Origin of the sequence: Micromonospora sp. NPDC005686, from assembly GCF_042871665.1 — a bacterium.
Lineage (GTDB): Bacteria > Actinomycetota > Actinomycetes > Mycobacteriales > Micromonosporaceae > Micromonospora.
The window spans coordinates 376,442-393,615 of record NZ_JBIAIY010000004.1 but is presented as its reverse complement, the minus strand read 5'-3'; the positions used below and the strand labels follow the sequence as shown (position 1 = coordinate 393,615).

Genomic DNA, 17,174 nt, shown 5'->3' with positions numbered 1-17,174 from the left:
CCGCCGTGGCGGACGTGATCGAGGTCGGGGCGGCGCGCGACGGCGTGCCGCCCCCGGCGGCGCGCCCCCGCCGCCGGGGCGCGACGGAACGCGGCAACCACGCGACCCCGTACCTCTTCCTCGCGCCGTACCTGATCCTGTTCGGCGTCTTCGGCCTGGCGCCGATCCTGTTCGGGGTCTGGATCAGCCTGCACCAGTGGGACCTGCAACTGCCGAACCGGCCGTTCGTCGGGATCGGCAACTACCGGGACCTGTTCTCCAGCGACTCGGCGATCTACGGGGACTGGTGGTCCAGCGTCCGGGCGACCGGGATCTTCACGCTGTTCTCCGTACCGCTGCTGGTGGTCGTCCCGCTCGGCCTGGCGCTGCTGCTCAACCGCTCGTTCCCCGGCCGGACGTTCTTCCGGGCCGCGTTCTTCGCGCCGTACGTGCTGGGCGTGGCGGTGATCGGCCTGCTCTGGCGGTTCCTGCTGGACGCCAACCTGGGGCTGGTGAACCGGCTGCTCGGCGTGGTCGGGCTCCCCTCGGACACGCCCTGGGTGACCGACGTGCCGTGGGCCTGGGTGTCGCTGGTCGGGGTGACCGTGTGGTGGACCTGCGGCTTCAACGCGGTGATCTACCTGGCCGGCCTCCAGGACATCCCGGCCGAGCTGTACGAGGCGGCCGAGGTGGACGGCGCCGGCGGCTGGGACCGGTTCCGCCACGTCACGATCCCCGGCCTGCGCCCGGTGATGCTGTTCGTCTTCACCACCACGATCCTCGCCTCGGCGAACGTGTTCGGGCAGGCGTTCCTGATCACCCAGGGCGCACCGGGCGAGCAGACCCGGACCGTGGTCTGGCGGATCGTCGACGAGGGGTTGCGGGACTACGACGCCGGGCGGGCCGCCGCGATGAGCGTGTTCTTCGCGCTGATGCTGGCGGTGGTGAGCGTCGCCAACTTCCGGCTGTTCCGCTACCGGGAAGACTGAGGCTACGACATGAGGAACATGCGCGCGGTGGCGCGGTACGGCGTACTGCTCCTGATCACCGCGATCTTCGTGACCCCCCTGGCGTGGATGCTGCTGACGTCGGTGAAGACGTACGACGACGCGCAGCGGGTGCCGCCGGGCTGGCTGCCGAACCCGTTCTCCACCTACGGCTACCAGCAGATCGTCGACAACGCGGCGAACCCGGTGCTGCGCTGGTTCGTCAACAGCATGCTGGCGGCCAGCCTGCACACGCTGCTGGTGCTGGTGACCGCGTCGATGGCCGCGTACGCGCTGGCCCGGATGCGGTTCCGCGGCCGCAAGCTGCTGTTCGCGCTGATCGTGGGCACGCTGTTCCTGCCGCCCACCTCGCTGATCATCCCGAACTTCATCATCGCCGAGAAGCTGAGCTGGATCGACACGCTGACAGTGGTGATCGTGCCGGGCGCGGCGAGCGCGTTCGGGGTGTTCTTCCTGCGGCAGTTCTTCCTCTCCATCCCGGCCGAGCTGGAAGAGGCGGCGGTGCTGGACGGCGCGAACCACTGGCAGGTCTTCCGCCGGGTGCTGCTGCCCCTGTCGAAGCCGGCGCTGGCGACGCTCGCGGTGCTGTCGTTCCTGACCAACTGGAACGACTTCCTCTGGCCGGTGTACGTGCTGTTCAGCCCGGAGCGGCTGACCCTGCCGGCGGGCCTGGGCCTGCTCCAGGGCGCGTACGTGACCGACTATCCGGTCATCATGGCCGGTGCGGTGCTGGCGAGCGTGCCGGTGCTGATCCTGTTCGTGCTCGCCCAGCGGCACGTCATCCAGGGCGTCTCCCGCAGCGGCCTGAAGGGGTGAGCGGGTGAGGAAGGGCCCCTCTCAACGCGCGCCGGCGTTGAGAAGGGCCCTTCCTTCGGGGTGCCCGCCTCAGGGGATGGGGGCGCGCTCGGGGGTCTCCGAGTGCTCGCGACGGGCCAGCCGGTTCTTGCGGTGGCCGTACCCGAAGTAGATGACCGCGCCGATCAGCATCCACGCGAGGAATCGCAGCCAGGTCTCGACCGACAGGTTCAGGCTCAGGTAGATGCACGCCAGCGCGGTGATGATCGGCAGCACCGGCGAGAACGGCACCTTGAACGGCCGCTCCAGGTCGGGGCGGCGCTTGCGCAGGAGCGGCACCGCGATGGCGACCAGCGTGAACGCGCAGAGCGCGCCGATACTGACCAGGTCGGCGAGCGCGGACAGCGGCAGGAAGCCGGCGAGCAGCGCCACCGCGATGGTCATGATCCCGGCGATCCGGTACGGGGTGCCCCAGCGCGGGTGCACCTTGGCGATGGCCGGCGGGATGAGCCCGTCCCGCGCGATGGCGAAGCCGATCCGGCCCATGGCCACCAGGTCGACAAGGATCACGCTGGTGAGCCCGGCGACGGCGGCGATGGAGACGAGCACGGCGGCCCAGCCGGCACCGACCGCCCGGAACGCGGACGCGATCGGCGCGCCCTCGTCGATCTCGGTGTACTTGACCATGCCGACCACCACCAGCGAGACGCCGATGTAGAGCACCGTGGAGATGATCAGCGTGCCGAGCAGACCCAGCGGCAGGTCCCGCTTGGGCTTGCGGGTCTCCTCACCCAGGTTCGCCACGGCCTCGAAGCCGGTGTACGCGAAGAACACCACGGCGGCGGCGGTGAGGACCCCGACGAAGCCGAAGACGGAGGGTTCCAGCCCGAAGATGGCCTGGGTGACCGGTTGCTTGATGCCGTCGTCCCCGGCGCCGGCCGGCTCGGCGGCCGGGATGAACGGGCTGAGGTTTGCCGCCTTGACGAAGAACGCCCCGGCGATGATGACGAAGGCGCAGATCGCCACCTTGACCAGCACGAGCAGGTTGGTGACCCGGGCCGACTCGCGGATGCCGACGATGGCGACCACGCCGAGCACCAGCACGATGCCGATCGCGCCGAGGTTGACGACGCTGCCCTCCTCGGCGAACCAGGCGCTGGGCAGCCCGAACAGGTCGGCGAGGTAGCCGGACCAGCCGCGGGCCACCACCGCCGCGCCGAGCGCGAACTCCAGCAGCAGGTCCCAGCCGATGATCCAGGCGACGATCTCGCCCATCGTCGCGTACGCGTAGGTGTAGGCGCTGCCGGCGGTCGGCACGCTGCTGGCCAGTTCGGCGTAGCAGAGCGCGGCGAGCAGCGCGACCAGGCCGGCGATGCCGAACGAGATCACCACGCCCGGCCCGGCGCTGTTGCGCGCCTCGACGCCGGTGAGCGTGAAGATGCCCGTGCCGATCACGATGCCGATGCCGAAGCCCATCAGGTCGACCGCGCCGAGCCGGCGCCGCAGGCCCGGCTTGCCGTCCTCGCCGTCGGCGTCGCCCTGGGCGAGCACGTCCTGGATCGGCTTGGTGCGCAGGACCGACATCTGATCACCTCCCCGCCGTACGGCCGCCACGGTGGCGGTCTGTGACCGGGGGAGCTACCCAGCCGTTTCGGCTCCAATCCCGTACGCCATGTATCGGAATCGTCACGATCCGGTCGGTCGGACGAAGCCGGACATCGATCGGCCGTCCGGGTCTTGCGCCCGGCACGGATAGATGAAAGTTTCCTACCGGAGGAATGGATGTATCGGCGAATCTTGCCGCTACGCCCGCCACCGACTGTCCCCCCGGACCCGACGAAGGGACCGCACCGCATGAAGGCAACTCGGCTCGGAGCCGCCGCGCTGGCCGCGGCGTTGCTCGGCACGCTGGTCGCCGGCACGCCGGCGCAGGCCGCACCCGGCGACAACAGCACCGCCACTTACCCCTCCACCGACTGCGTCACCGACCCGGCCACCCCCAAGCGCCAGTTCCGGGCCATGTGGATCGCCTCGGTGACGAACATCGACTGGCCCAGCAAGGACTCCTGGACCGCGCCGGACCAGGTGGCCAAGCAGAAGGCCGAATACCTGGCCTGGCTGGACCTGGCGCAGAAGCTCAACCACAACGCCGTCGTGGTCCAGGTCCGCCCGACCGCCGACGCGTTCTGGCCCTCGCCGTACGAGCCGTGGTCGGAATACCTGACCGGCGTACGCGGCAAGAACCCGGGCTGGGACCCGCTGGACTTCCTGGTCGCCGAGTCGCACAAGCGCAACCTGGAGTTCCACGCCTGGTTCAACCCGTACCGCGTCTCCATGCCCGCGCCCGGCGGCGCCGGCGCCGACCTGTCGCAACTGGCCCCGGACAGCCCGGCCCGCCAGCACCCCGACTGGGTCTTCGCCTACCCGCCGGCCGGCGTCGCCGGCAGCCGGCTCTACTACAACCCCGGCGTCCCGGAGGTCCGCGAGTTCGTCCAGACCGCGATGATGGACGCGGTCAAGCGGTACGACATCGACGGCGTGCACTTCGACGACTACTTCTACCCGTACCCGAGCGGCACCCACCAGGTGCCCGACGACGCCACGTTCGCGGCGTACAACAGGGGCTTCACCGACAAGGCCGACTGGCGGCGGGACAACATCAACCTGCTGATCCAGGAGATGAACGCCAAGATCAAGGCGGTCAAGCCGTATGTGAAGTTCGGCGTCAGCCCGTTCGGCATCTGGCGCAACGCGTCGGCCGACCCGAACGGCTCGGACACCACCGGCTCGCAGTCGTACGACATCATCTCCGCCGACTCCCGCAAGTGGGTCAAGGAGGAGTGGATCGACTACATCGTGCCGCAGCTCTACTGGTACATCGGCCAGTACCCGGCCGCCGACTACGCCCGGCTGGTGCCGTGGTGGGCCGAGCAGGTGCGCGGTACGCGGGTGCAGCTCTACATCGGCCAGGCCGACTACAAGAGCGGTGACCCGGCGTACGGGTCGTTCTGGATGAACCCGCAGGAGCTGTCGAACCACCTGACGCTCAACCGGTCGTACCCGGAGGTGCTCGGCAACGTGCACTTCTCCGCGGTGCAGGTCCGGGCGAACCGGCTCGGCGCCACCGACATCTACGCCGCCGAGCACTACTCCCGGCCGGCGCTGGTGCCCACCATGACGCACCTGCCGCGTAAGCCGCTGCTCTTCCCGGTGGTCACCAAGGCCCAGCGGGAGGCGGACGGGGTACGCCTGAGCTGGCGGCAGCCGGCAGACGGCAAGGGGCCGCTCGGCACCGCCGCGTCGTACGCGATCTACCGGTTCGACGGGCACGGCCTGGCCGGGCGCTGCGACTTCGCAGACGCCTCGCATCTGGTCGGCACCGTGCGGGCCACCGACGGCGCCGTGCAATCCTGGCTGGACAGCACAGCTGCCGACGGCGCCCGCTACACCTACTACGTGACCGCGCTGGACCGGCTGGCGAACGAGAGCCCGGCGAGCCTGCCGCGCTTCGTGCGCTGATCTCCACCGGATGCCCCCGGGCCGCCTCGCCGGCCCGGGGGCATTCGTCTGTTTGGGCGAATGTCAGCGAGCCGTTCCCCGAAGCATCGCCGCAGCTCATCGGCTTGATCGACACTTGTCGACATCCGGAGATCCCGGACGCCACCCCCGCGGAGGTTCCCGTGTCCCGTCGCCTCGCCACCACCCTCGCCGCCGGAACACTCGCCCTGCTCACACTGCTCGGCCTGGCCACACCGGCCGCCGCCGCGGTGAGCACCCAGCAGAAGCTGTCCGTCCTGACCAGCTGGACGCAGACCAGCGCGTCCAGCTACAACGCCTGGAACAGCGCCCGGCAGAACCGGTCGCCCTGGGCCGAGTACGGCTTCGACTGGTCCACCGACTACTGCTCGTCGAGCCCGGACAACCCGATCGGGTTCAACTTCAAGCTCTCCTGCTACCGCCACGACTTCGGCTACCGCAACCACAAGGCGATGGGCGTCTTCTCCGCCGGCAAGTCCCGGCTGGACAACGCCTTCTACGCCGACCTGAAGCGGGTCTGCGCCACGTACAACGCGGTGGTGCGGCCCGCCTGCTACAGCCTCGCCTGGACGTACTACCAGGCGGTGAGCGTGTTCGGCTCGGTCGCCGCCGTGTCCCGGGCCGACCTCGACCGCGCCGCCCGGATGAAGGCCGAGGCCGAGCGCCGCGCCGCCGCCCGAGCCTGACGGGTGGGGAGCCCGCCGCCCGGCGGGCTCCCCGCACAGCCGTTCAGCGGCCCGGCTCAGCCCGTCGTGCTGCGCGGCTCGAACGCCGGCCACGAACCCCGCGTCTGCCCGCCGAACCGGGGCGAGTCGGCCGCCATGTCCGGGTGCTCCACGTGCAGCGCGAGCGCCGCGACCTCGTCCAGCCGCAGCCCCGCACCGGCGCCGTACGCGGCGTCGAACGCCTCGTCCCCGAGCACCCGGCGCAGCTCCGTCTGCCGGGCCGACCAGTACGGACCGTAGATCCCCGGCGTGGCCCGCAGGTTCGCCCGGGTGGCCTGCGCCGCGCCGAACAGCCGCGCCGCGGAGAGCGCGTCCCCCGCGAGCGCGCAGCGCACCGCTATCGCGTTTATCGTGTCGCAGGCCCGGCCCAGGTAGCCGTGGCTCATCCGGGACCGCAACGCCACCAGCAGGTGCTCGTGCGCGGCGACCAGATCGCCCCGGGCCAGCGCCACCATCCCGAGCAGCATGTCCACGGAGCGGCCGCCCCGCTCGGCCGGCCGGGACGCCTCGACCGGACGGGCCGCGGCCAGCAGGTCGGCCGCCTCGTCCAGCGCGCCCCGGCGCCAGAGCAGCTCGGAGAGGTTGTAGACGGCCAGCAGCGCGTCCCCCACCACGTCCTGCGCGTACGCCCAGTCGATCACCTCGCGGCAGATCCGCTCCGCCTCGGCGAACTGCCCCATGTCGACCAGCGGCGCCGCGCGTCCGGCCAGCACCCGGGCCAGCAACCCCCGGTCGCCGGACTGCCGGGCGGCCGCCTCGGCCCGCTGCGAGTACCGCAGCTCCTCGCCGAACTCGCCGTCCGCGCCCGCGTGCAACGAGTGCATGTGGTACGCGGCGGCCAGCTCGGCGTCCGGCATCACCTCGCCGGTCTCGGCCAGCCGGCCGTAGAGCCGGAACAGCCAGAGCCGCCCCTCCCGGGCCAGCCCGCGCTCCCGCCACCACTGGTCCAGGTCACCGGCCAGCGACAGGCCCGACCGGGCGCTGCCGCCGGTGGCGCACCAGCGCAACGCGGCCCGCAACTCGTTCGCCAGCGGGTCGAGCGCGTACAGGGAGAGCGTCACCGGGCGGCCGTCCGGCCCCAGGTGCGCCCGGTCCAGCGCGTGCCGGCACCAGGCGACGTGCCGGTCCCGGGCGCTCTGCTCCTCGCCCGCCTCGACCAGCCGCCGGGCCGCGTACGCCCGGATCGGGTCGAGCATCCGGTACGTGCTGCCGGAGGCGTGCGGCTCGGCCAGCACCATCGACTTGTCCACGAGCACCGAGAGCGGGTCGAGCGGGTCCTCGTCGAGCAGCCACTGCACGGTGGGCAGGTCCAGCGGACCGGCGAACACCGCCATCCAGCGCAGCAGCCGGGCCGAGCGCGCGCCGAGCGTCCGGTACGACCAGGTCACTGTGGCCTGGATGGTCAGGTGCCGCTCGCTCGCCGAACGCTGCACCGCGCGGGTCGCCGGGGTCGGCGGGGCGGCGCCGGTCGCGGCGGCCACCAGGTCGACGGTGTCCTGCTGGTTGCCGCTCCAGCCCGCCTCCACCGGCGGCGGCTCCGCCGTCTCCCGGCCGGCGTCGAGCGTGCCCAGCATGTCGTCCAGCCGCTCGGCCAGCTGCCCGGCCGAGAGCACCCGCAGCCGGGCCGCGGCCAGCTCTATGGCCAGCGGCAGCCCGTCCAGACGGCGTACCACCCGGTGCAGGTCGGCCTGCTCGGCCGGCTCCGGCGCCCGTCCGCCCCGGGCCACAGCGGTGCGGTCCAGCAGCAGCGCCACCGCGTCGCTCCCCCCACCGTCGGGGTCCTCGTCCACCGACAGCGGCGGGATACGCCACACCACCTCGCCGGGCACGCCGAACGACTCCCGGCTGGTCGCCAGCACCCGCACACCCCGCCCACCGGCCAGCAACCGGCCGATCACGTCGGCCGAGGCGGCGGTCTGGGCGTCGCAGGTGTCCAGCAGCACGAGCATCCGGCGCGGCGCCGCGTACTCGACGAGGGTGTCGACCATCGGCCGGCCCGGCTCCGGGCGGAGGCCGAGCACTGCGGCGATCTCGAACGCCACGAGCCCCGGGTCGGTCACCGCGGCGATGTCGACGAACCAGACGCCGTCCGGGTAGTCCTCGACGGTCCCGGAGGCCAGCTCCACCGCCAGCCGGGTCTTGCCGGCACCGCCCGCGCCGAGCACCGTCACCAGCCGGTACGCCTCGACCAGCCGGCCCAGCTCGGCGCGCTCGGCCTGCCGGCCGACGAACGAGGTGACCTGGGTGGGCAGGTTGTGTGCCGTCGCGTCGGCGGTACGCGGGCGCGGGAACCGCCGCTCCAGCCCCGCCGCGACGAGCTGGAACAGCCGCTCCCGGTCGTCGAACCCGCGCAGCCGGTGCAGACCGAGGTCCAGCAGGGACACCCCGTCCGGCAGCGGGTCGGCGTGCCGGGCGGTGGCGGCCGAGCAGAGCACCTGCCCGCCGTGCGCGGCGGCGGCCACCCGGGCGGCCCGGTGCACCTCGGGGCTGGCGTACTCGCCGTCGCGGGGCTCGGCGTAGCCGGTGTGCAGCCCCATCCGTACCCGTGGGGTGGCGTCCGGGTTGGGCCATTCGTGCTCGGCGAGCGCCCGCTGCGCGGTCAGGCAGGCGCGGACCGCGGCAGCGGCGTCCGGGAACGCGAGAAAGAACGAGTCCCCCTCGGTCAGCAGCTCCGCGCCGTCCGTGCCGGTCAGGGTGTCGCGCAGCAGCCGCCGATGCTCGTGCAGCACCGGACGGTAGACCGGGCCGAGCATCCGGGCCAGCCGTGTCGAGCCCTCGATGTCGGTGAACACGAAGGTCACCCACCCGCTGGGGAGGTGGTGTCCTTGGGACATACGTCGAACCTCCGCCCGGTGACGTCGGGTTCATACTGCCCTATGGTCGCGCCGTCACGCATCGTGAGAACGGCTGGGCAGATTCCGCCCCAAGGTGCCAAAAGATCACACCGACGGCAAGACCCCGATCGACACGCGGGACGGACGCCCGAAAGTCAGCAACCGCAGGAGCCGCCGCAGCAACCACCACCGCTGGGAATCCCACCGCTCGGGGCGGCGCCGCCCCGGCCGGTGACGGCCACCGTGGACAGCAGTTTCACCGTGTCGGCGTGGCCCTGCGGGCAGGTGGCCGGCCGTGCGGCCTCGGCCATCGGACGGTTGACCTCGAAGGTGTCGCCGCAGGCGCGGCAACGGAACTCGTACCGGGGCATGACCCAAGCGTACGGCCGGGCCTGACGTCGTCACCCCGATGGGTGATACTCGACGAGTGGTGGACGGCGAACGGCGAGCGACGGCCCGGCCCCTGCGACCCGCCGCGCCACCCGACGACGGCACCCGGTCCATCCCGCGTCAGCGCAGCGACCGCGACTCCCTCCCGCCGGAGTCACCCGCCGACCCGCAGCCCGCAGCCGGGGCGAAGCCGACCGTCGAGCCGGACGCCGCGCCGGGCGGGAAGCCGCAGCCCGAGCCGGGGGAGAAGCCGGGAGCGGACGGCGGGCGTGCGCAGCCGGGCTCCGAACCGGCGGCGACAGCCGAGGCGGCGGCGGAGGCGGGAACGGCGGCCGAGAGCGGCGGGCGACGTCGGCGGATGCCGTTCGCACACGCCGTCCGGGCGCGGCCCGGGCAGGTCGCCGCCGGGGCGGCCCGGGCCACCCGCGCCTGGTCCCGGCGGCCCGGCGGGCGCACCACGCTGCCCGCGCTGTTCCTGCTCGCGCTGGTCGCCGCGGCCGCCACGGCCGGCGCGGTGGTCGTACCGGCGGCGGTCGGCCGGCCGCAGCCGATCGCCGGGGGCACGCCGTCGCAGAGCGTGCCGCAGAGCGCCGCGGCGCCCGCCACGCCTCCGTTGCCGGGCCTGACCGGGCTGCCCGGCACGGCCGCGCCGACCGGCATGCCACTGCCCGGCATGCCACTGCCCGGCACGCCACTGCCCGGTGCGACCACCGCTCCGGTGCTGCCCGCCGGCCGTCCGGCCGACGCGCTCGCCGGCTGGGCGCAGCGGGTCAGCGCGGTGACCGGCATCCCCGTGGTGGCGCTCCAGGCGTACGCCTACGCCGAGCTGGCGCTCGCCCAGACCAACCGCGGCTGCCAGCTGAGCTGGACCACGCTGGCCGCCATCGGGTACGTCGAGTCGCGCCACGGTGCGGCGAACGGCGCCACGCTGCAAGCCGACGGACGGGCCCTGCCGGAGATCAAGGGGCAGCCGCTCGACGGTCAGGGTGGCCGGTCCCGCATCCCCGACACCGACCAAGGGCTGCTCGACGGCGACCGCGTCTTCGACCGGGCGCTCGGCCCGATGCAGTTCATCCCGACCACCTGGCAGGAGATCGGCGCGGACGCCGACGGCGACGGCGTGAAGAACCCGCACGACATCGACGACGCGGCGCTGGCCGCCGGGCTCTACCTGTGCAAGGGCGGCCGGAACATGACCATCCCGGGCGACTGGTGGAGCGCCATCCTCTCCTACAACGACGTGCGTCGGTACGCCCAGGCGGTCTTCGACAAGGCCGACGAGTACGGCAGGCTCAGCCGCAACGTGAGGTGACGGCTCGCGTACATTCGCGGACTGAACCCTTCCCCCCGGCTGCCGTTGGCGGCAAGCTAGACGGGTGATGGTGCGCGAGTGGGATCCCCGGACCGCGTCGTCCGCCGAGATCGCGTCCCTGCTGGACACGCTGAACGCGGTCCTGGCGGCCGATCTGCCGCAGGATCCACCATGGCGGGAGAGCTCCCTGCGGGAGTATCTGTCCGAGGTGATGCCCGGCGAGCGGCGGATCTCGTGGGTCGCGCAGGACGACACAGGGCCGGACGACACGCCCGGCGCGATCCTCGGGCATGTGCACGTGCTGCTGCTCGGCGGGATCGGCGTGCTGGAGGTGCTGGTGCACCCGGCGATCCGGCGCAGCGGGGTCGGCCGCGAGCTGGTGCGGGTGGCCGCCCGCCGGGTCTGGGACGAGGGCTTCCAGTCGATCGGCGTGGAGGTGGTCGGCGACACCCCGGCCGTGGGGTTCCACGAGTCGCTGGGCTTCACCCGGGACTACGTGGAGACCCGCAGCGTGCTCGACCTGGGTTCGGTGGACTGGCCGGCGCTCACCGAGATGGCCGCCGGGCTCGGCGCGGGCTACCGCGTGGAGTTCTGGCCGGGTGGCCCGCCGGACGAGCTGATCGGGGCGTACGCGCGGGCCAAGGCCGAGGTGCGCGACTCCGACGACGTGGAGCTGCGGCCCAGCTCCTACGACCCGGACCGGCTGCGTGACAGCCTCGCCACGCTGCACCGGCGCGGCATGAAGCCGTACATCGTGCTGGCGCTGCACGAGCAGACCGGCGAGGTGGCCGGGTTGACCGAGGTGGTCGTGCCGGCGCAGCACCCGACCCGGGCCGACCAGTACGACACGATCGTCGTCCACGATCACCGCGGCTACGGCATCGACCGGGCCATCAAGGCGCGGATGCTGCTGGAGCTGCGCTCGGCCGAGCCCGAGGTGATCGAGGTGCAGACCTGGAACGCGCAGGACAACGAGTCGATGCTGAAGGTCAACGCCGAGTTGGGCTACCGCCCCGACCGCGACTGGTGCGAATACGGTGTGGACGTCGCCAAGCTGGTGCACCGGCTGGACAGTCATCGCTGATCGTTCACCGGCCGGTCATCGACAGGGCTGGACGGCGCACCCACGAGAGCCTTAACGTTCGTTAGTTCACGTCCACCCATCGTGGAGGCCCCATGCGCCCGCGCCGCACCCTCGCCGCGCTCGCGACCGCCGCCGTCACCCTTACGGCGATCGCTGTCGCACCCACCGCGGCCAGCGCCGCGCCCACCGACCTGTTCATCTCCGAATACGTCGAGGGGTCGTCCAACAACAAGGCCGTCGAGCTGTACAACGGCACCGGCGCCCCGGTCGACCTGGCCGCCGGGGGCTACCAGCTCCAGCTCTTCTTCAACGGCGCCACCACCTCGACGAACGTGGCCCTGACCGGGACCGTCGCCGCCGGTGACGTGTTCGTCTTCGCCGCCTCGTCGGCCGGCCCGGCGATCCTCGCCCAGGCCGACCAGACGTACTCCGGTTCGCTGTTCAACGGCGACGACGCGGTCGTGCTGCGCAAGGGTGCCGCGGTGGTCGACTCCCTCGGCCAGGTCGGCGTCGACCCGGGCACCGAGTGGGGCAGCGGGCTGACCAGCACTGCGGACAACACGCTGCGCCGCCTGCCCTCGGTGACGGCCGGCGACACCGACCCGGCGGACCCGTTCGACCCGGCCGCGCAGTGGGCCGGCTTCGCCACCGACACGTTCGACGGGCTGGGCAGCCACACCGTCGGCGGCGGCCCGGCCGACCAGCCGCCCACGGTGGCCTGCGGCGGCGCGCTGACGCTGTCGGCGGGCGCCACCGCGACCCGTGAGGTCACCGCTACCGACGCCGACGACACGGTCACCGACCTGGCTGTCACCTCGGTCGTGCCGGTGCCGGCGAGCGGCTCGATCAGCCGTACCGCGTTCACCCCGGCGGCAGCGGACGGCGGCACGGCCACCGCGACGCTCACCGCCACCGGCCTGCCGGCCGGCGGCTACGCGGTCACAGTGACCTCCACCGACGACGAGGGCGACACAGCCACCTGCACGCTCACCGTGCAGGCCACGAGCGTGCTGTCGATCGGCGAGGTGCAGGGCCGCACCGCGGACGACGAGGACGGTCGCACCGACCGGTCGCCGCTCGCGCCGGCCAGCGGCAACGGCACCAGCTCCACGCTGTACGACGTACGCGGCGTCATCACCGGCATGTCGCTGACCCGCAGTTCGGCCGGGGCCGACCAGTGGGGCTTCTACCTCCAGAGCCGGCTCGGCACCGAGGACGGCGACCCGCTGACCTCCGACGGCCTGTTCGTCTTCATGGGCTCGTTCACCACGCTGATCGGCGGGTACGCCCCGGCCGTCGGTGACGAGGTCGTACTGCGCGGGCGGGTCTCCGAGTACTTCGACCAGACCCAGCTCTCCGGCGCCTCGCTGGTCCGCAAGCTCGACTCCGGCCTCGACGTGGACACCGTCGTCCGGGTCGACGACGCGACCCCGCCGGCCGAGGCGGCCGCCGCCGACCTGTTCTGGGAGCGGCACGAGGGCGAGCGGATGCGGGTACGCGCCGGCAGCGGCGTCTCCGCGCCCCGGCACATTTACTCCTCCACCGCCGACTCCGAGATCTACGTGCTGGACCGCGAGGACCCGATCATGAAGCGGTCCGACCCGTACGCCCGCCGGGTGTTCCGGGACGCCCACCCGCTCGACGACATCCCCGGAACGCTCTTCGACAACGGCAACAACCAGCGGATCCTGCTGGGTGCCGGCGGCGTGAAGGCGACCGCCGGTGATTCCCGGGCGCTGCTGCCCGAGGCGCGCACCTTCGACACGCTCACCGAGGACGCCTACGGCTCCGTCTCGTACGCGTTCAGCAAGTACAGCGTGCAGCCCGAGCAGCTCACCCTGACCGGTGGCACGGACCCGGCCGGGAACCACCCGCCGCAGCCGGCCGACCGCGGCAGTGAGGTCGCGATCGCCACCTACAACGTGGAGAACCTGTACGACTACCGGGACGATCCGTTCGACGGCTGCGACTTCGCCGGCAACACCGGCTGTCCCGGCGTCAGCCCGCCGTTCGACTACGTGCCGGCGAGCCCGGAGGCATACGCCGCCAAGCTGGCCGTGCAGGCCCGGCAGATCGTCAACTCGCTGCACAGCCCGGATCTGATCCTGGTGCAGGAGGCCGAGGACCAGGACATCTGCTCGGTGGTCGACGGCGCCCTCGCCTGCGGCGACGCCAACAACGCCGACGGCGCGCCGGACACGGTGCAGGAGTTGGCGCTGGCCATCGCGGCGAACGGCGGCCCGGCCTACGCCGCCGCGTACGACCGGACCGGTGCGGACGCCCGGGGCATCGCCTCGGCGTTCCTGTACCGCACCGACCGGCTGACGCTGGCCCAGGCGACCGCCGCGGACCCGCTGCTGGGCTCCGCCCCGACCGTCCAGTACCGCTCGGCGGCGCTGCCGTCGAACGCCGAGGTCCAGAACCCGAAGGCGTTCAACGCGGTGCTGCCGGCCGACGTGGACCGGTCGACCGGGGTGGACGGCAGCAACGTCTACACCCGCGCGGCGCAGGTGGCCCGGTTCACAGTGAAGGCCGCGCCCGGATCGAGTGAGCGGTTCACGCTCTGGGCGGTCGCCAACCACTTCTCGTCCGGTCCGGACAGCCGGGTCGGGCAGCGCCGGGAACAGGCCGCGTACGGGGCGGCGATCGTCCGGGCGGTCGAGGCGAGCGACCCGGACGCCCGGGTGGTCTACGGCGGCGACCTGAACGTCTTCCCCCGCCCGGACGATCCGATCGCCACCGCACAGAACCCGACCCCGTCGGACCAGCTCGCCCCGCTGTACGACGCCGGGCTGCACAACCTCTGGGACGACCTGGTGGCGGACGCGCCCGCGTCGGCGTACTCGTACACCTTCAGCGGTCAGGCGCAGACGCTTGACAACCTCTTCGTCAACGACCCGATGCACAAGGACCTGGTGCAGGTACGGACGGCGCACGTCAACGCCGACTACCCCACCGACGCGCCGGAGCTGGGTGACCGGGGCGCCAGCGACCACGACCCGCAGGTGGCCCGGTTCCGGTCGCGCGCCTCGCTGCGGGTGGCGGACACCTCGATCACCGAGGGCGACAAGGGCACCCGCGCGATGACGTTCACCGTCAGCGTGTCCCGCCCGCTCTCCGAACCGGCCCTGATCTGCGCGGCCACCTACGGCGGCACCGCCCTGGCCGGGTCGGACTACGACCCGTACGTGGGCTGCCGGCTGCTGGCCGCGGGCCGGACCTTCCTGGAGTTCCCGGTCACCGTGCGCGGCGACCGCAGACGCGAGGCGGACGAGAAGCTCACGCTGTACGTGGGCGGGGTGCCGGGCCTGCGGCTCGTCGACCCCTCCGGCGTCGGAACGATCCTGAACGACGACTGAGCGGTGTGCCGCGCGGCGGCCCGTCGATTCGCTCATGGGCGGATGGGCGGGCCGCCGCGGTATCCGCACCGCTGCGGGTCGGGCGGGGGCGGCACGTTCCGGTACTTGGCCACCCGTACCTCCCACTGGCTGCGGCGGCGCAGCCAGTCCCGGACCTCCCGGTTGCGATAGAAGGTTTCCGGCGGGCGGGCCAGCCCGTACCGGTCGGCCCACCACTCCCCCGGCTCCGGGTCGGTGACCACGTCGAGGTGGGACGGGTACCGCCGGTCCGCGCCGTCCCGCAGGTCGGCCCGGTCGCGCATGGGCTTGAGCACCCGGCCGGCCTCGTCGACGACCACGAGCCGGAAGCCGGCCGTGCCCACGATGCGCGACAGCATGGCCAGGCTCGGCGTCAGGCTGCCCGCCTCGATACGCCCGATCGTGCTCGGATGGACCCGGGCGAACCGGGCCAGCTCACGTTGGCTGGCGTCGCCCCGGCGGCGCACCGCCCGGACGATCCCCGGCGCCGGGAACGGCACGTCGAACGGCTCGGTGAGCAGCGCCGGCCCGTCGTCTCCCGCCGCCGCGGCGGGCACGCCGGGTGCGGCGGGCACGCCGGGTGCGGCGCAGGCTCCGGTGCCCGTGCCCGTGCCCGTGCCCGCGCCTGTGGCGGTGGCGGTGGCGGTGCCGCTACGGGCGCCCGTGGCGGTACCGGTCGCGGCGGACGCCTCCGGCTCGGTGTCGGCGATGTCTGTCACGCCGCCCACGGTCCCGTCCCCCGCACCGACCGGGCAACCCCGCTCCCCGCCCCTGTGGAAAACCCGGGACGCGGCGTCCAACTCCGCCTGACAGCGACCACTAGAACATACAGAGAGTGACACTTACTCGACGTTAAGAGCCACCGCCAAAGCGATAGACCCAGCCGCAGCATAAAACCGACCTAAGCGGACACAATGCCCACGACCCCCGGAGCAGTGATAACCACCAGGGCAGACTTTGCTCTGCAGCCACCGCGGCAGCGCTCACGTTTCGTGACCGTTGCGCCCATGGCTGCAGAGCAAAGTCGGCGAGGGGTCGGGTGTGGTGCCACCCGAAAAGACACGCTGAGTCACTGCCTTGGGCTGTGGACAGCGCGCGGCGACCAACAACGAAAAGGCGAAACCGGAGAACTCCGCGAGCGGCGGTCAGTAGCGCTCGCGCAGCAGCCGGGCTGCCTCGACGGCCCAGTAGGTGAGGATGATCTGGGCGCCGGCCCGGCGAATCGAGGTGAGCGTCTCCAGCATCACCCGCTCCCGGTCGATCCAGCCGTTCGCGGCGGCGGCCTCGACCATCGCGTACTCGCCGGAGACCTGGTAGGCGGCGACCGGGACGTTCACCGCGGCCCGGACCGCCGACACCACGTCGAGGTAGGGCAGCGCCGGCTTGACCATCACCATGTCGGCGCCCTCGGCCACGTCCAGCTCGACCTCGCGCAGCGACTCCCGCAGGTTCGCCGGGTCCTGCTGGTAGGTGCGCCGGTCGCCCTCCAGCGCCGACTCCACCGCGTCGCGGAACGGGCCGTAGAAGGCGGAGGCGTACTTCACCGCGTACGCGAGCACCGAGACGTCCTGGTGCCCGGCGGCGTCGAGCGCCTTGCGGACCACGCCGACCTGGCCGTCCATCATCCCGGAGGGCCCGACCACGTGGACCCCGGCGGCGGCCTGGGCCACCGCCATGTCGGCGTACGCGGCGAGCGTGGCGTCGTTGTCGACCCCGCCCTCGGGGGTGAGCAGGCCGCAGTGCCCGTGCGAGGTGAACTCGTCCAGGCACAGGTCGCTCATCACCACTGTCGAGTCACCGACCTCGGCGATCACGTCCCGAATAGCGGTGTTGAGCACGCCGGCCGGGTCGAGGCCACCGGAGCCGGTCTCGTCCCGCGTCGCCGGCACCCCGAACAGCATGATCCCGCCGACCCCGGCCTGGACCGCCTCGGCGGCGGCCTTGCGCAGCGAGTCCCGGGAGTGCTGGAGCACCCCCGGGAGCGACGCGATCGCCCTCGGCTCGGTCAGCCCCTCCTTGACGAACATCGGCACGACCAGCTCGGCCGGGTCGACGCGGGTCTCGGAGACCAGCCGCCGCACGGCCGCGTTGCTGCGCAGCCGGCGGGGCCGGATCTCGGGGTACGGCATGACGG

At 72.7% G+C, this 17,174-nt stretch carries 12 protein-coding genes; 7 read left to right on the top strand and 5 right to left on the bottom strand.

Features of this window, described 5'->3' with window-relative positions; genetic code table 11:
- Positions 1–5 precede the first annotated feature (5 nt).
- The gene (locus tag ACFYON_RS12315) at positions 6–968 is read left to right on the top strand and encodes a sugar ABC transporter permease (protein ID WP_354874566.1); all 963 of its coding nucleotides are present in this window, start codon (positions 6–8) and stop codon (positions 966–968) included.
- A 9-nt stretch (positions 969–977) separates the two neighbouring features.
- On the top strand, positions 978–1,802 hold the full coding sequence (locus ACFYON_RS12310; RefSeq protein WP_354874568.1) for a carbohydrate ABC transporter permease: 825 nt from the start codon (positions 978–980) through the stop codon (positions 1,800–1,802).
- Positions 1,803–1,871: 69 nt separating this feature from the next.
- Here ACFYON_RS12310 and ACFYON_RS12305 read toward each other — a convergent pair whose 3' ends face one another.
- Entirely contained in the window at positions 1,872–3,365 is a 1,494-nt protein-coding gene (locus ACFYON_RS12305) for an amino acid permease (RefSeq protein WP_354874570.1), read from the bottom strand.
- A gap of 270 nt (positions 3,366–3,635) precedes the next feature.
- Here ACFYON_RS12305 and ACFYON_RS12300 point away from each other — a divergent pair, with 270 nt between their 5' ends.
- The gene (locus ACFYON_RS12300) at positions 3,636–5,300 is read left to right on the top strand and encodes a family 10 glycosylhydrolase (protein WP_354874572.1); all 1,665 of its coding nucleotides are present in this window, start codon (positions 3,636–3,638) and stop codon (positions 5,298–5,300) included.
- Positions 5,301–5,461: 161 nt separating this feature from the next.
- A complete protein-coding gene (locus tag ACFYON_RS12295) occupies positions 5,462–6,004 on the top strand; it encodes a phospholipase (protein WP_354874574.1) in 543 nt (180 codons plus the stop codon).
- A gap of 56 nt (positions 6,005–6,060) precedes the next feature.
- Here the strand turns inward: ACFYON_RS12295 and ACFYON_RS12290 are convergent, their stop codons facing one another.
- Both ACFYON_RS12290 and ACFYON_RS12285 read right to left on the bottom strand, forming a co-directional pair.
- Entirely contained in the window at positions 6,061–8,877 is a 2,817-nt protein-coding gene (locus ACFYON_RS12290) for an adenylate/guanylate cyclase domain-containing protein (RefSeq protein ID WP_354874576.1), read from the bottom strand.
- A gap of 155 nt (positions 8,878–9,032) precedes the next feature.
- Positions 9,033–9,248, bottom strand: a complete 216-nt coding sequence (locus ACFYON_RS12285; RefSeq protein ID WP_354874578.1) for a zinc ribbon domain-containing protein — start codon at positions 9,246–9,248, stop codon at positions 9,033–9,035.
- Positions 9,249–9,304: 56 nt separating this feature from the next.
- On the opposite strand from ACFYON_RS12285, the gene ACFYON_RS12280 reads away from it, so the two are divergent.
- From ACFYON_RS12280 to ACFYON_RS12270, 3 genes are all read left to right on the top strand, one after another.
- Entirely contained in the window at positions 9,305–10,579 is a 1,275-nt protein-coding gene (locus tag ACFYON_RS12280) for a murein transglycosylase (RefSeq protein WP_387320738.1), read from the top strand.
- Positions 10,580–10,646: 67 nt separating this feature from the next.
- A complete protein-coding gene (locus ACFYON_RS12275) occupies positions 10,647–11,663 on the top strand; it encodes a GNAT family N-acetyltransferase (protein ID WP_387189703.1) in 1,017 nt (338 codons plus the stop codon).
- A 92-nt stretch (positions 11,664–11,755) separates the two neighbouring features.
- Positions 11,756–15,022, top strand: coding sequence for a lamin tail domain-containing protein (locus ACFYON_RS12270; RefSeq protein WP_387189641.1), 3,267 nt, complete (start codon positions 11,756–11,758; stop codon positions 15,020–15,022).
- 32 nt (positions 15,023–15,054) lie between these two features.
- Here the strand turns inward: ACFYON_RS12270 and ACFYON_RS12265 are convergent, their stop codons facing one another.
- Together ACFYON_RS12265 and hemB are read right to left on the bottom strand one after the other, a co-directional pair.
- On the bottom strand, positions 15,055–15,759 hold the full coding sequence (locus ACFYON_RS12265; RefSeq protein ID WP_354874584.1) for a helix-turn-helix transcriptional regulator: 705 nt from the start codon (positions 15,757–15,759) through the stop codon (positions 15,055–15,057).
- A gap of 426 nt (positions 15,760–16,185) precedes the next feature.
- A complete protein-coding gene (gene hemB, locus ACFYON_RS12260) occupies positions 16,186–17,169 on the bottom strand; it encodes a porphobilinogen synthase (protein ID WP_357711497.1) in 984 nt (327 codons plus the stop codon).
- Between the last annotated feature and the right edge of the window lie 5 nt (positions 17,170–17,174).

Coding starts and splice junctions, on each gene's coding strand:
- ACFYON_RS12310 (WP_354874568.1), top strand. CDS start 978: ATGAGGAACATGCGCGCGGTGGCGCGGTACGGCGTACTGCTCCTGATC.
- ACFYON_RS12305 (WP_354874570.1), bottom strand. CDS start 3,365: ATGTCGGTCCTGCGCACCAAGCCGATCCAGGACGTGCTCGCCCAGGGC.
- ACFYON_RS12300 (WP_354874572.1), top strand. CDS start 3,636: ATGAAGGCAACTCGGCTCGGAGCCGCCGCGCTGGCCGCGGCGTTGCTC.
- ACFYON_RS12290 (WP_354874576.1), bottom strand. CDS start 8,877: ATGTCCCAAGGACACCACCTCCCCAGCGGGTGGGTGACCTTCGTGTTC.
- ACFYON_RS12285 (WP_354874578.1), bottom strand. CDS start 9,248: ATGCCCCGGTACGAGTTCCGTTGCCGCGCCTGCGGCGACACCTTCGAG.
- ACFYON_RS12275 (WP_387189703.1), top strand. CDS start 10,647: ATGGTGCGCGAGTGGGATCCCCGGACCGCGTCGTCCGCCGAGATCGCG.
- ACFYON_RS12270 (WP_387189641.1), top strand. CDS start 11,756: ATGCGCCCGCGCCGCACCCTCGCCGCGCTCGCGACCGCCGCCGTCACC.
- hemB (WP_357711497.1), bottom strand. CDS start 17,169: ATGCCGTACCCCGAGATCCGGCCCCGCCGGCTGCGCAGCAACGCGGCC.